Origin of the sequence: Micromonospora sp. CP22 (genome assembly GCF_009712475.1) — a bacterium.
Lineage (GTDB): Bacteria > Actinomycetota > Actinomycetes > Mycobacteriales > Micromonosporaceae > Micromonospora.
This window is the reverse complement of record NZ_VCJO01000002.1, coordinates 268,176-282,128: the sequence shown is the minus strand read 5'-3', so window position 1 is coordinate 282,128 and position 13,953 is coordinate 268,176. Positions and strand designations below refer to the sequence as shown.

Sequence of the window (13,953 nt, the reverse complement as noted above, 5' to 3'; positions counted from 1 at the left end):
CAGGGATGGATGTCGGGCAGGAGAGATAGTGTCGACCGGTATAACCCCCCGTTCGCCCGGACGCGGGGTGATCGTCGTGTCCCCACCTCGGAAGTGACCATGACTGCGCTCACCGGACTCTTCGCCGCCGCCCTGGCCGACCCGGGCCTGGCCCGCGTCCGTGACCTGGCGCGCTCCGGTGCGGCCCAGGTCGACGGGCTCGACCTGACCGCCCCGGCGGCGCTGCGCCCGTTCGCGGTCGCCGCCGTCGCGGCCGACCCCACCACCGACGCCGACAAGCAGGGCGCCGACAAGCAGGGTGGAGCGGGGCGGCCGGTGCTGGCGGTGACGGCGACCAGTCGAGAGGCCGAGGACCTGGTCGCCGCCCTGGGCAGCCTGCTACCACCCGAACAGGTGGCGCTCTTTCCGAACTGGGAGACGTTGCCGCACGAGCGGCTCTCCCCGCGTTCGGACACGGTCGGTCGGCGGCTGGCCGTGCTGCGTCGGCTCGCGCATCCGGACTCGGCGGACGCGCACGGGCACACCGGCCCGCTGCGGGTGGTGGTGGCCCCGGTTCGCTCGGTGCTGCAACCACAGCTCAAGGGGCTCGGTGACCTGGAGCCGGTGCGGCTGTCCGCCGGGGACGAGGCCGACCTGGAGCAGGTGGCCCGGCGGCTGACCGACATGGCGTACGCCCGGGTCGACCTGGTCACCAAGCGGGGCGAGTTCGCCGTACGCGGCGGCATCCTCGACGTCTTCCCGCCCACCGACGAACACCCCTGCAGGGTCGAGTTCTGGGGCGACGAGGTGGAGGAGATCCGCACCTTCGCTGTCGCCGACCAGCGCACCATCGAGCAGGTTCCCCAGCTCTGGGCGCCGCCGTGTCGGGAGCTGCTGCTCACCCCGGCGGTACGCGAACGGGCCGCCGCACTGGCCGAGCGGCACCCGGAACTGGCCGAGATCCTGGACAAGCTGGCCGGCGGGGTGCCGGTGGAGGGGATGGAGTCGCTGGCCCCGGCGCTGATCGGCGCGGACTCCATGGAGCTGCTGCTGGACTGCATGCCGGCCGGCACCCACGTACTGCTCTGTGACCCGGAGCGGATCCGCACCCGGGCGCACGACCTGGTGCGTACCTCGGAGGAGTTCCTCCAGGCCAGCTGGGCGGCGGCCGCCGTCGGTGGCCAGGCCCCGATCGACCTGGGCGCCGCCGCCTTCCACACCCTCGCCGACGTACGCGCACACGCCGCGACCCTGCGGCAGCCCTGGTGGACCCTGTCTCCGTTCGGGCTGGCCGAAGCGGGGGCGGTGCCGCAACGGCAGCCGTGGGAGGACGAGCCGGAGCCGGTCGACGTCACTCCCGACGACGCCATCGCGGTGGCCCTGACCGCCCAGCCCGCCCCGCTCTACCACGGCGAGACCGCCCGGGTGGTCGACGACCTCAAGCGCTGGGCCGGTGAGGGCTGGTCCATCGCGCTGGTCTTCGAGGGCCACGGCCCTGCCCAGCGAGCCGTCGAGGTGCTGCGCGACGGTGGCCTCGGGGCCAGGTTGACCGAGCAGGTGCCAACCGCACCCACGCCCGGCGAACTGCTGGTCACCTGCGGCAGCCTGACCGGCGGTTTCGTCGACGAGGCGGCCCGGTTCGTGCTGCTCACCGGCAACGACGTCACCGGTGGCCGGGGCGTGACCACCCGGGACATGCGCAAGATGCCGAGTCGGCGGCGCAACACCATCGACCCGCTTGAGCTGCGCGCCGGTGACCACGTCGTGCACGAGCAGCACGGCATCGGCCGGTACGTCGAGCTGGTGCAGCGCACCGTCAACGGGGCGTCGCGGGAATATCTGGTCATCGAGTACGCCCCGAGCAAGCGCGGCCAGCCCGGTGACCGGCTCTTCGTCCCCACCGACCAGCTCGACCAGCTCAGTCGCTACGTCGGCGGGGAACAGCCCACGCTGCACAAGATGGGCGGCTCGGACTGGCAGAAGTCCAAGGCCCGGGCCCGTAAGGCGGTCAAGGAGATCGCCGCCCAGCTGATCCAGCTCTACGCCGCCCGCAAGGCGTCCAAGGGGCACACCTTCGGCCCGGACACCCCGTGGCAGCGGGAGCTGGAGGACGCCTTCCCCTGGCAGGAGACGCCCGACCAGCTCGCCGCCATCGAAGAGGTCAAGCGGGACATGGAGCAGAGCATCCCGATGGACCGGCTGATCTGCGGCGACGTCGGCTACGGCAAGACTGAGATCGCGGTACGCGCGGCGTTCAAGGCGGTGCAGGACGGCAAGCAGGTCGCGGTGCTGGTGCCGACCACCCTGCTGGTGCAGCAGCACTACAACACCTTCGCCGAGCGGATGAGCCAGTTCCCGGTGACCATCCGGCAGCTGTCGCGGTTCCAGACGCCGAAGGAGGCCGAGCAGACGCTGGCGATGGTGGCCGACGGCACCGCCGACATCGTCATCGGCACCCACCGGCTGCTCCAGGCCGCCACCCGGTTCAAGTCGCTCGGGTTGGTCATCGTCGACGAGGAGCAGCGCTTCGGCGTCGAGCACAAGGAGCACCTCAAGTCGATGCGGGCGGCGGTCGACGTGCTGAGCATGTCGGCGACCCCGATCCCGCGCACCCTGGAGATGGCGATCACCGGCATCCGGGAGATGTCCACCATCGCCACGCCGCCGGAGGAGCGGCATCCGGTGCTCACCGCCGTCGGGGCGTACGACGAGCGTCAGGTGGCCGCCGCCATCCACCGCGAGTTGCTCCGCGACGGCCAGGTGTTCTACCTGCACAACCGGGTCGAGTCGATCGAGCGGACCGCGCGGAAACTGCGGGAGCTGGTGCCGGAGGCCCGGGTGGCGGTGGCACACGGTCAGCTGGGCGAGGACGCCCTGGAGAAGGTCATGGTCGGCTTCTGGGAGAAGGAGTACGACGTCCTGGTCTGCACCACGATCGTGGAGTCCGGCATCGACATCCCGAACGCCAACACCCTGATCGTGGAGCGGGCCGACCTGCTCGGCCTGGCCCAGCTGCACCAGATCCGGGGCCGGGTGGGCCGGGGCCGGGAGCGGGCGTACGCGTACTTCCTCTATCCACCGGACAAGCCGCTCACCGAGCACGCCCACGAGCGGCTGGCCACCATCGCCCAGCACACCGAGCTGGGTGCCGGCATGTACGTGGCGATGAAGGACCTGGAGATCCGGGGTGCCGGCAACCTGCTCGGCGGCGAGCAGTCCGGGCACATCGAGGGCGTCGGGTTCGACCTGTACGTGCGGATGGTCGGCGAGGCGGTGCAGGCGTTCAAGGGCGAGCGGCCCGAGGAAGAGACCGACGTCAAGATCGACCTGCCGGTGGACGCGCACCTGCCGCACGACTACGTCGGTGTGGAACGGCTGCGCCTGGAGATGTACCGCAAGCTCGCCGAGGCCCGCGACGAGGAGCGGCTGCGTGAGGTGGCCGCCGAGATGACCGACCGCTACGGCGAGCCGCCCGCGCCGGTGCAGAACCTCATCGCGGTGGCGAAGTTCCGGCTGCTGGCCCGCAGCTACGGGCTGACCGACGTCAGCATGCAGGGGCGGCACATCCGCTTCGGCCCGCTGCCGCTGCCGGACTCCAAGCAGCTGCGACTCAAGCGCTACCACCCCGACTCGGTCTACAAGGCCGCCCTCGACCAGGTCAGCGTGCCCCGCCCGACCACCCGTAGGGTCGGTGGCGAGCCGCTGCGTGACCAGGCCCTGCTGGAGTGGTGCGCCCAGTTGCTCTCCGACGTCCTCGGTGCTCCCGCCCTCGCCGGCTCGCCTCGTTGAGGCGGGCGAGGCCGCCCCGCTGACCCGCCGGGAGGCGGCGGCGACCGCATGGTCGAGCCGCTGGTCGGCGGGTGCGGGGGACCTGTCAGGGTTCGGTGCGGCGGGGCATGAGAGAGTGACGGGCATGCGTGCACGCCGTCTTGCCGCCGTCGCCAGTGTGGCGATCGGCCTCGTCGCCCTGACCGGTTGCCGTTCCGAGCCCGGGGTCGCCGCGTACGTCGGTGACCACCGCATCACCGAGGACGCGGTCACCGACATCATCGACGACGCGTCGGCGAAGAACCCGATGCCGACCGGGGAGGACGAACTGCCGCCCGGTCAGGGGCCGCAGCTGCCCGGACGCAGCCAGGTGGTGAGCACCCTGGTCCTCACCGAGATCTGCGATCGGGTCTCGGCCGACAAGGGTTACCGGCCGCAGGGGCAGGTCGATCCCGCGCAGGTCGGGCGGAGCATCGGGCTGAACCCCGAGACCGGGTACGTGCGGCAGCTCGCCGAGCTGTACACCTGCCTGTCGGCGATCCCGATCGGCACTCCGGTGGCCCCCACCGAGCAGGAGCTGATCGACCTGGTCGCGGCCGGCAAGCGGGCCGGCGCGGTGCCGCCCGAGGTGACCGTGGAGCAGGCCGCCGGGCAGCTCGACGGCGAGCAGCTGCGCCAGGCCCTGGCCAACCGCAACGCGCTGCGGGAGGCCGCCGAGACGTACGACGTGACGGTCAACCCCCGGTACCGGCCGTTGGTGTTCCCGGTGTTGAGCTTCACCGGCAACACCATCGCGGTGGGGGTGCCGCTGGGCGAGCCGGCCTCCGACGCGGTCACCGACGTCTCCACCCCGAAGCCCCGGCTCGAACCGGCCCCACCGACCGACGGCTGACATGCCCCGGATCGTCCTGCTGGTGACCTCACCCCGGTTGCCTGCCGGGCTGCTGACGGCAGCCGCCTGGGATGTCGTACGCGCGGCTCCGGTGCTGGCCGCCGAGGAGAGCGAGCTGACCACGGCGCTGCGGACGGTGGGCGCCGAGGTGCGGGTGCTCGACGGGCCCGCGGTGCCGGTGCTGCTGGAGACGGTTGCGGCGCGGGGCACGGTGGTCTGGTTGGCCGGTCCGACCGGTGACGAGTCGTTGGCCCGGGAGTTGGGCCTGCGGCTGGCCCGGGAGCCGGGGCTGGCGGAGCTGGAGCTGATGTACGGCTCGTGGGATCCGCCGGGGGCCCGCCTGCTCGACGCGGTGGCGGTGCTCGACCGGCTGCTGTCGCCCGGCGGGGATCCGTGGAAGCGGGCGCAGACCCACCGCAGCCTGGCCGGGTACCTGTTGGAGGAGAGCTACGAGGCGTACGACGCGATCAGCGCCGGGGACACCGACGCGCTGCGCGAGGAGCTGGGTGACGTGCTGCTCCAGGTGGTGCTGCACGCCCGGCTCGCCGAGGAGCTGCCGGAGGACGAACGCTGGACCATCGACGACGTGGCCGGTGCGCTGGTGGACAAGATGATCCGGCGTAACCCGCACGTCTTCGCCGGTGCCGAGGCGGGCACCCTGGAGGAGATCACCGCGAACTGGGAGCGGATCAAGCAGGCCGAGAAGGCCCGCGATTCGGTGCTCGACGGGGTCGCGCTGAGCCAACCGGCGCTCGCCCTCGCGGCGAAGATCCTGGATCGCGCCGCGCGTGCCGGGCTCACCGTGCCGTTGCCGTCACCGCAGGCACAACCCGACGCCGAGACCGCCCTCGGCGCCCGGCTGCTGGCGGCGGTCGCCCAGGCCCGCGCGGCCGACCTGGATCCCGAGGCCGCTCTGCGCCGCGTCACCCTGGCGCACGCGGACACCCTGCGCACCGCCGAGAACCCACCTGGTTGACCGAGAGGTTCGGCTTGGGTCGGGTACTCCGCCAGGCGGGAACTTTCTGATCAACAAGTGGTGGTGTCGGTGGGTAGGGTCGGGGGGTGGAACGGTTCGGGGTGGTGGGGGAGCGGGTTGTCGAGGCGCTGCTGGGGAGCCGACCTCACCTCGCCGCGACAGCGGGGGACCATCGGGTCGACGACCGGCTGCCGGATTACTCGGCCGATGCGGTCGCGGCAGACCGGGCGATGCTGGTCGACGCGGCGAGCGCGCTGTGCGAGATCGACTCCGATGTCCTCGACGCCGAGGAACGCGTCGACCACGCCCTGCTCTCCGCCCTGGTCGACCAGGAACTGTTCGAGCTGACCGAGATCCGGGCGCACGAGTGGGATCCGCTCGCGCACAACCCCGGTCCGCTGCTGTACGCGCTGCTGTCCCGCCCGTACGCCCCCGTGGACGTGCGGTTGACCGCCCTCGCCGGTCGTCTCGCCGCCATGCCGGACGCGCTGGCCACCGCGCGCGCGACGCTGCGCGACATGCCCCGGGTGCACGCCGAGACGGCGGTCGGGCAGTTCACCGGTGTGGCGGCCCTGATCCGCGACGAGGTGCCCACGCTGCTCGCGCAGACTCCCGCCGCCGTCGACCGGATCGAGCCGTCCGCGACGGCGGCGCTGGCCGCGCTCGACGAGTTCGTCGCCTGGCTGCGGACCGGTCTGGCGGCCGACAGCGGGCCCGGCCGTGATCCCCGGCTGGGGCGGCGGCGTTGGGAGGCGCGACTGTGGCACACCCTCGACACCGAACTGAGCGCCGCCGAGATCCAGCGCCGGGCCTGGGCGAACCTCGACCGGGTCACCGAGGAGATCCGCGCGGCGGCGGTCGAGCTGGTCGGTGGTCCGGCCGACGACGAGACCGTACGTCGGGCACTCGACCTGCTCGCCGCCGAGCACCCCGACGACCACACCATCGTTGACCTGGCCTCGATCACGCTGGACGAGGCGAGCGACTTCGTACGGGCGCACGACCTGGTGAGCGTGCCGGGGGACCCGTGCCTCATCCAGGTGATGCCGCCGTTCGCCCGGGGCGTCGCGGTGGCCTACTGCGACGCGCCCGGTGGGCTGGAGACGGCGGACGTGCCGACGTTCTACTGCATCGCGCCGGCACCCGAGGACTGGCCGGCGAGCCGGGTGGATTCGTTCTACCGCGAATACAACGACCACATGCTGCGCAATCTCACCGTGCACGAGGCGATGCCCGGTCACTTCCTCCAGCTCGCCCACGCTCGACGCTTCGTCGGCTCCACCCGGGTGCGGTCGTTGGTCCGGTCGGGTCCCTTCGTGGAGGGGTGGGCGGTCTACGCCGAGGAACTGATGGTCGGTCGCGGCTTCGGCGGCCTCCCGGTGCGGTTGCAGCAGTTGAAGATGCAGCTGCGGATGACCCTCAACGCCCTGCTCGACCAGCTCACCCACGCCGAGGAGCTGCCCGAGGCCGAGGCGATGGCGTTGCTGACCGGTCGAGGCTTCCAGGAGGAGGGCGAGGCGGCGGGCAAGTGGCGTCGGGCGCTGTTGACCTCGGCGCAGTTGTCGACGTACTTCGTCGGCTACAGCGAGATGGCCGAGATCGCCGCCACCCGCCCGCCCGACGTGCCGCTGCGCGACTGGCACGACGAGATGCTCGCCCACGGCAGTCCGCCGCCGCGCCACCTGCGCACCCTGCTGGAGGGGTAGGAACGAGGCGGTCAGGGGCCGGCGGTGCGCCGGTCCACCACGTCGGCACCGGCCGGCAGGTCGAAGGCGCCGCCGTCGACCTGGCCGCGATAGTGGCTCAGCGCCAGTTCGACCGGTTTCCCGTCGAGTTGCCCGGTGAAGCTGCCCAGCGCCCCCTCCCCGGTCACGCAGGCGGTGAAGCTCTCCGCGTCCTGGCGTACGTCGACGCAGGTGGCGTGGTGACCGACGACGGTGCTGCTGCGTTCGGTGATCAGCGCCTCCGGGTCCAGCGCCGCCGAGGTCAGCCGGCTCATCACCATCGGCGGCGTGACCAGCCCCTGTAGCTCGGCCTCGGCGAAGACCACGACCGAGGGCTTGCTGTTGGGGGCGGGGGGCGCTTCCAGCGTGCACACCGTCCGGTCGCCGTCGACGTCGCACCGGGTGGTCGCCTCGTCGGTGACGGTCACCTTCCCGCCGGGCCAGGTGTAGCTGGACCGGGCCGGGTCCTGCGACTGGACGAACGAGGCGCGCTGCCCGCCGGCCAACTGGTACTCCGCCGAGTAGGTCAGCTCCAGCGCCCGGTCCATCCGGGCGGCGAGGTCGTTGACGATGTCGGCTCGGCCCATGGCCCGTCCGGCGTCGTCCAGAGCCTGACAGCCGGTTACGGTGAGCAACGCGATGACCGACACAGCGAGCGTACGGAGAGTGGTCGAGGTGGCGGGCATGGCGACCAGCCTTGTCGATCGGGTCCCGGTCGTGCAAACCGGTTGCCGGTTGAGGTACGAGAATCCGGGAATGTCCGACCCGTCGGAACCGGAGAGTGACCGTTGACCCGACCGGTCGCGGTGCCGACGGGCGGGGACCGATACGCTGCGTTCAACACCTGCCTCTGCCGCACCGTCGCGGCCGATACCGGACGAGACCGCACGAACGAGGAGCAAACTCAGTGGCAACCATCGAGGTAATCGAGGCCCGGGAAATCCTGGACTCGCGGGGCAACCCGACGGTCGAGGTCGAGGTCGGGCTCGACGACGGCACGATCTCGCGGGCGGCGGTGCCCTCCGGCGCCTCCACCGGCGCCTTCGAGGCGATCGAGCTGCGCGACGGTGACAAGGGCCGCTACCTGGGCAAGGGAGTGGAGAAGGCGGTCGCCAACATCGAGGACCGGATCGTCGACCAGCTCATCGGCTACGAGGCCAGCGAGCAGCGGGCGATCGACCAGAAGATGCTCGACATCGACGGCACCGACAACAAGGCCGAGCTGGGCGCCAACGCGATCCTCGGGGTTTCCCTGGCCGTGGCCAAGGCCGCCGCCGGCAGTGCCGACCTGAGCCTCTTCCGCTACCTGGGCGGGCCGAACGCGCACCTGCTGCCGGTGCCGATGATGAACATCCTCAACGGCGGGGCGCACGCGGACAGCAACGTCGACATCCAGGAATTCATGATCGCCCCGATCGGCGCGCCCAGCTTCCGCGAGGCGCTGCGTTCCGGCGCCGAGGTCTACCACGCGCTCAAGTCGGTGCTGAAGAAGAAGGACCTCTCCACCGGGCTCGGCGACGAGGGTGGCTTCGCACCGAACCTGCCGACCAACGCCGCCGCCCTGGACCTGATCGCGGAGGCGGTGGAGAAGGCCGGTTACCGGCTCGGCACCGACATCGTCTTCGCCCTCGACGTGGCCGCCACCGAGTTCTTCGCCGACGGCAACTACACCTTCGAGGGCACGGCCAAGAGTGCCGCGGAGATGAGCGAGTACTACACCAAGCTGGCCGACGCGTACCCGATCGTCTCGATCGAGGACCCGCTGGCCGAGGACGACTGGACCGGCTGGCAGACGCTGACCGCCGCGATCGGCGACCGGATCCAGATCGTCGGTGACGACCTGTTCGTCACCAACCCGCAGCGCATCGCCCGGGGCATCGCCGAGCAGGCGGCCAACGCGGTGCTGGTCAAGGTAAACCAGATCGGCTCGCTCACCGAGACGCTGGACGCGGTGGACCTGGCCCACCGGGCCGGTTTCAAGTGCATGATGAGCCACCGTTCCGGCGAGACCGAGGACACCACCATCGCCGACCTGGCGGTGGCCACCGGTTGCGGTCAGATCAAGACCGGCGCACCGGCCCGGTCGGACCGGGTGGCGAAGTACAACCAGCTGCTGCGTATCGAGGAGGAGCTGGCCGACGCGGCGCGGTACGCGGGCGCTGGCGCCTTCCCGCGCTACCGTTCCGCCTGACGGATGCCGGACCTCGGGGGAGGGGTGTGATGCAGCAGCGCCGCACGCCGGGCGGCCAGCGTCCGGTCCGCCGGCCGGCCCGCGCCGGTCGGCCCGGCGTGACCCGCGACGGCGGCGTCCGCGCCGATTCGCGGTCCGCCGCCGGTCGGGCGCCGTCGGCGGCCCGGGGCGCCGAGAGCGTACGCTCCGCCAAGCGCCCCGCCGCCGCCCGGCGCACGGCGGCCGGCAGCGCGGTGACGCGGCTGTCCGCACCCCGTTCCCGAGGTCTCACCGGCCGGGCGACCGTGCTGTTCGCGGTGTTGATCGCCCTGGCTCTCGCCTACACCTATCCGGTCCGGGTCTACCTCGACCAGCAGGCCGACATCGAGCGGATGGAGGCGTCGCAGGCGGCCCAGCGAAAGCTGATCGCGGAGCTGACCACGCAGGCGGAGAAGTGGCAGGACGAGGCGTACATCGAGACCCAGGCCCGGGAGCGGTTCTTCATGCGGCGCCCCGGCGAGAAGATGCTGATCCTGCTCGACGACCCGGCCGGCGCGGCTCGGGAGGCGGGCACCGGCGAGAGCCCGACGCCCACGGACGTCTCCGATGCCTGGTACGACACCCTCTGGTCCAGCGTGCGGGCCGCCGACGCCCACCGGACCGAGGACTGAGCAGCACAGCGTGAGACACCGACGGTTCAGCACCCGACGAGAGATGGCATCGTGACTGTCGTACCACCGCAGGAGCCGGCGGCGGCTTCCGTACCTCCGCCGCAGCGGGAACCGGCCACGGAGGCCGACCTGGCGGCGGTGGCCGCGCAGCTCGGACGCCCGCCCCGGGGCACCCGGGCGGTGGCGCACCGCTGCCCGTGCGGCCTACCGGACGTGGTGGAGACGACCCCCCGGCTGGCCGACGGCACTCCCTTCCCGACGCTGTTCTACCTGACCTGCCCCCGCGCGACCGCGGCGTGCAGCCGGCTGGAGTCGGCCGGTCTGATGAAGGAGATGGCCGAGCGGCTGGCGACCGACCCGGAGTTGGCGGCCCGGTACCGCGCGGCGCACGAGGACTACCTGACCCGCCGCGAGGCCATCGCCGAGGTGCCCGAGATCGCGGGGATCTCGGCCGGCGGGATGCCCGGTCGGGTGAAGTGCCTGCACGTCCATCTCGGTCACGCGCTCGCCGCCGGGCCGGGGGTGAACCCGTTCGGCGACGAGACGCTCGACCTGATCGAGCCCTGGTGGACGGCCGGACGCTGCGTCGACGCGCCGGAGGCCGGGTGAGCGACAGCGGTGTCGTGGTCCGGCGGGCCCGGACCGCCGACGTGCGGGCGATCCGTCGGCTGGTCGACACCTACACCGACGACCGCCGGCTGCTCAGCAAGGCCACCGTGACCCTGTACGAGGATGTGCAGGAGTTCCGGGTCGCCAGCCGGGTCTCCGACGGCACGGTGGTGGGCTGCGGCGCGCTGCACGTGATGTGGGAGGACCTGGCCGAGATCCGTACGGTCGCGGTCGATCCCAGCTGCCGGGGCCAGCGGATCGGGCACCGGATCGTCACCGAGCTGATCGACGTGGCCCGGGACCTGGGGGTGGCCCGAATCTTCGTGCTGACCTTCGAGACCCGGTTCTTCGCGTCGTTCGGCTTCACCGAGATCGACGGTGCCCCGGTGCCGCACCCGGTCTACGAACAACTGCTGCGCTCCTACGACGAAGGTGTCGCCGAGTTCCTCGACCTGGAACGGGTCAAGCCGAACACGTTGGGCAACACCCGCATGCTGCTGCGCCTCTGACCCGGGCACCGATCACGCGGACGCGACGCTCCGCCCGTCACCCACTGTGGCCACCTCCCGGAGAGTAAGCGAGATGGCGCTACCGTGCGTGACCGTGGTGGTCGGAGTCGCGGGCTGCGGGTGGCGGTAGGGTTCCGTTGTGACGACGCGCGTGGCGGCCATCGACTGTGGCACCAACTCGATCCGTCTGCTGGTGGCAGACCTGCCCGATCCGTCGGCCGGACCGGCCGCACCCCTGATCGACCGGAGCCGACGGATGGAGATAGTCCGACTCGGCCAGGGAGTGGACGCGACCGGTCGGCTCGCCCCGGAGGCCATCGAGCGCACCCGGGTCGCGCTCGCCGACTACGCCGCCGAGATCGAGCGGTTGGGGGCCGAGCGGGTGCGGATGTGCGCCACCTCGGCCAGCCGGGACGCGGAGAACGCCGCCGAGTTCCGCACCATGGTGGAGCGGATCCTCGGCGTCCCGCCCGAGGTGGTCACTGGTGACGAGGAGGCGCGGCTGTCGTTCACCGGCGCGGTGCGCGGCCTGCCCGCCGACGCGCCGTCGCCGTACCTGGTGCTCGACATCGGTGGCGGCTCGACCGAGTTCGTCGTGGGCACCCGGGACGGTGGTGTCGAGGCGGCGATCTCAGTGGACATCGGCTGTGTGCGGATGACCGAGCGGCACCTGCGCGGTGACCCGCCGAGCCCGGAGGAGATCGCCGCGGCCGAGGCCGACATCGCTGCCGCGGTGGACCGGGCGTTGACGGCAGTGCCGGGACGGCAGGCGGCCACGCTGGTCGGGCTCGCCGGCTCGGTCACCACGGTGGTCGCGATCGCCGAGGGCCTCACCGGGTACGACCCGGCCCGCATCCACCATGCCCGGGTGTCGTACGAGCGGGTGGCGGAGGTCACCGCCGACCTGCTGGCCATGACGCGTGAGCAGCGACTGGCCATCCCGGTCATGCACCCCGGCCGTGCCGATGTGATCGGTGCCGGTGCGTTGGTGCTCCGCGTGGCCATGGAGCGGGCGGGCATGGCTGCCGTGATCGCCTCCGAGCACGACATCCTCGACGGCATCGCCTGGAGCATGGCAAACGCGAACAGGAGGTGAATGCCACTCTTCCGGCATCTTCCCGGCAATGGTCACCGCGTGGCAGGCTACCGGCACGTAGGACCACTGGGCGACCAGCCAACGATGACTGACCGCTAGGAGGACGGGCCGATGGGCGAGATGGTGACCTACCGTGGTGATGGCCGCACCGGTGAGGGATATCTCGCGATACCCGCCACCGGCGCGGCAAGCCCGGCGGTGATCGTGATTCAGGACTGGTGGGGCCTCGTGCCGCACATCAGGTCGGTGGTGGACCGTTTCGCCGAGGCGGGATTCGTCGCCCTGGCCCCCGACTTCCGGCACGGCGAGCCGGCCGGGAAGCCGAGCGAACCCCGGCGGCTGCTCAACGGAGCACAGATGGACGAGACGGCGCGCGAGATCGCCGCCGCCGCCGACTATCTCGCCGGCCGCACCGAGGTCACCGGCAAGATCGGCTGCGCCGGCTTCTGCGCCGGAGCGAGCCTGGCCCTGTGGGCGGCGAACTACTCCGAGCGGATCGTCGCCACCGCAGCCTTCTACCCCCGCCTGCCCTGGGAGGGCATGCGTACCGACTGGGTCGACTACGCGGGCAAGGACGCGTTGGTGCACTGCTCCGAGGCGGACGGCACCTCCGCCGACCCGGGCGTACAGGCGGTCCGCCAGGCCATCGAGAACGCCGGTGGCAACTGCCAACTGCACGACTATCCGGGCACCGCGCACGCCTTCTTCAACGAGGACCGGCCGGAGAAGTTCGACCAACGGGCCGCCATCAGCGCCTGGGCGCGCACTCTGGAACTCTTCCGGGCCAAGCTTGGCTGAGTCGCGTACCCCCGCCGAGGTCGTCGCCCGTGCCGCACGGGCGGCGGACCTGGCCGACCTGGACGCGGGCGTCGCCGACTGCTTCGCCTGCCCGCGCCTGGTCGACTGGCGGGAGGAGGTCGCCCGCACGAAGCGAGCGGCCTTCCGCGACCAGGAGTACTGGGGACGGCCGGTGCCCGGCATGGGTGACCCGGCGGCCCGGATCGCCATCCTCGGTCTGGCCCCGGCCGCACACGGCGGCAACCGCACCGGTCGGATCTTCACCGGCGACCGCTCCGGTGACGTGCTTTTCGCCGCCCTGCACCGGGCCGGTCTGGCCAATCAACCGACCAGTGTGTCAGTCACCGACGGTCTGACGCTGCGGGAGACGAGGATCTTCGCCGCCGTACGCTGCGCCCCACCCGACAACAAGCCCACTCCGGGCGAGCGGGACACCTGCGCGCCCTGGCTGCATCGTGAGGTCGAGCTGATCCGGCCGACGTTGCGGGTGGTGGTGGCGTTGGGCGCCTTCGCCTGGGCGGCATGGTGGCCGGCACTGCGCGCCGCGTACGGTGTCCGTCCGCCCAGCCCGCGACCGTCGTTCGGGCATGGGGCACACTGGTCCGGCACAGCCGTACCGGAACTGCTCGGTTGTTACCACGTCAGCCAGCAGAACACCTTCACCGGCCGGCTGACACCAGAGATGCTGGACGATGTGTTCGCTCGGGCGAAACAGCTGGCCGGGGTGGACTGAGGCTGCGGGGCGGTGACGATGGCGGACG

Annotated in this window: 12 protein-coding genes; 11 read left to right on the top strand and 1 reads right to left on the bottom strand. The window is 71.8% G+C overall.

Going from position 1 to position 13,953, the window contains the following annotated elements:
- Positions 1–99: 99 nt before the first annotated feature.
- The 4 genes from mfd to FF096_RS04620 all read left to right on the top strand — a co-directional run bounded on the left by mfd (position 100) and on the right by FF096_RS04620 (position 7,321).
- Positions 100–3,768, top strand: a complete 3,669-nt coding sequence (gene mfd, locus FF096_RS04635; RefSeq protein WP_155215121.1) for a transcription-repair coupling factor — start codon at positions 100–102, stop codon at positions 3,766–3,768.
- 124 nt (positions 3,769–3,892) lie between these two features.
- Complete coding sequence (locus FF096_RS04630; RefSeq protein WP_155215120.1) at positions 3,893–4,639, top strand: hypothetical protein; 747 nt, start codon at positions 3,893–3,895, stop codon at positions 4,637–4,639.
- Between the two features lies 1 nt (position 4,640).
- A complete protein-coding gene (locus FF096_RS04625) occupies positions 4,641–5,615 on the top strand; it encodes a nucleoside triphosphate pyrophosphohydrolase (RefSeq protein WP_155215119.1) in 975 nt (324 codons plus the stop codon).
- Between the two features lie 86 nt (positions 5,616–5,701).
- The gene (locus tag FF096_RS04620; protein ID WP_309222680.1) at positions 5,702–7,321 is read left to right on the top strand and encodes a DUF885 domain-containing protein; all 1,620 of its coding nucleotides are present in this window, start codon (positions 5,702–5,704) and stop codon (positions 7,319–7,321) included.
- A gap of 11 nt (positions 7,322–7,332) precedes the next feature.
- Here FF096_RS04620 and FF096_RS04615 read toward each other — a convergent pair whose 3' ends face one another.
- Complete coding sequence (locus FF096_RS04615) at positions 7,333–8,025, bottom strand: hypothetical protein (RefSeq protein ID WP_155215118.1); 693 nt, start codon at positions 8,023–8,025, stop codon at positions 7,333–7,335.
- A 221-nt stretch (positions 8,026–8,246) separates the two neighbouring features.
- On the opposite strand from FF096_RS04615, the gene eno reads away from it, so the two are divergent.
- The 7 genes from eno (at position 8,247) to FF096_RS04580 (ending at position 13,925) form a co-directional block, all read left to right on the top strand.
- The gene (eno, locus tag FF096_RS04610; protein WP_309222679.1) at positions 8,247–9,530 is read left to right on the top strand and encodes a phosphopyruvate hydratase; all 1,284 of its coding nucleotides are present in this window, start codon (positions 8,247–8,249) and stop codon (positions 9,528–9,530) included.
- A gap of 29 nt (positions 9,531–9,559) precedes the next feature.
- Positions 9,560–10,180 carry a septum formation initiator family protein gene (locus FF096_RS04605; RefSeq protein WP_155215117.1) on the top strand — a complete coding sequence of 207 codons (621 nt, stop codon included), beginning with the start codon at positions 9,560–9,562 and terminating at the stop codon, positions 10,178–10,180.
- Positions 10,181–10,231: 51 nt separating this feature from the next.
- Complete coding sequence (locus FF096_RS04600; RefSeq protein WP_309222678.1) at positions 10,232–10,789, top strand: DUF501 domain-containing protein; 558 nt, start codon at positions 10,232–10,234, stop codon at positions 10,787–10,789.
- Entirely contained in the window at positions 10,786–11,298 is a 513-nt protein-coding gene (locus FF096_RS04595) for an amino-acid N-acetyltransferase (protein ID WP_309222677.1), read from the top strand. Before FF096_RS04600 ends, FF096_RS04595 begins: the two co-directional genes overlap by 4 nt.
- A 151-nt stretch (positions 11,299–11,449) precedes the next feature.
- Entirely contained in the window at positions 11,450–12,394 is a 945-nt protein-coding gene (locus FF096_RS04590; RefSeq protein ID WP_309222768.1) for a Ppx/GppA phosphatase family protein, read from the top strand.
- A 111-nt stretch (positions 12,395–12,505) separates the two neighbouring features.
- Positions 12,506–13,192, top strand: coding sequence for a dienelactone hydrolase family protein (locus tag FF096_RS04585; protein ID WP_155215116.1), 687 nt, complete (start codon positions 12,506–12,508; stop codon positions 13,190–13,192).
- Positions 13,185–13,925: a uracil-DNA glycosylase gene (locus tag FF096_RS04580; RefSeq protein ID WP_155215115.1), complete on the top strand. Its 741-nt coding sequence runs from the start codon at positions 13,185–13,187 to the stop codon at positions 13,923–13,925. The genes FF096_RS04585 and FF096_RS04580 overlap by 8 nt, the downstream gene beginning before the upstream one ends.
- Positions 13,926–13,953: the final 28 nt, after the last annotated feature.

Excerpts from the sequence above, each read along its gene's own strand:
- FF096_RS04615 (WP_155215118.1), bottom strand. The coding sequence starts at position 8,025 with ATGCCCGCCACCTCGACCACTCTCCGTACGCTCGCTGTGTCGGTCATC.
- FF096_RS04585 (WP_155215116.1), top strand. The coding sequence starts at position 12,506 with ATGGGCGAGATGGTGACCTACCGTGGTGATGGCCGCACCGGTGAGGGA.
- FF096_RS04625 (WP_155215119.1), top strand. The coding sequence starts at position 4,641 with ATGCCCCGGATCGTCCTGCTGGTGACCTCACCCCGGTTGCCTGCCGGG.
- mfd (WP_155215121.1), top strand. The coding sequence starts at position 100 with ATGACTGCGCTCACCGGACTCTTCGCCGCCGCCCTGGCCGACCCGGGC.
- FF096_RS04605 (WP_155215117.1), top strand. The coding sequence starts at position 9,560 with ATGCAGCAGCGCCGCACGCCGGGCGGCCAGCGTCCGGTCCGCCGGCCG.
- FF096_RS04630 (WP_155215120.1), top strand. The coding sequence starts at position 3,893 with ATGCGTGCACGCCGTCTTGCCGCCGTCGCCAGTGTGGCGATCGGCCTC.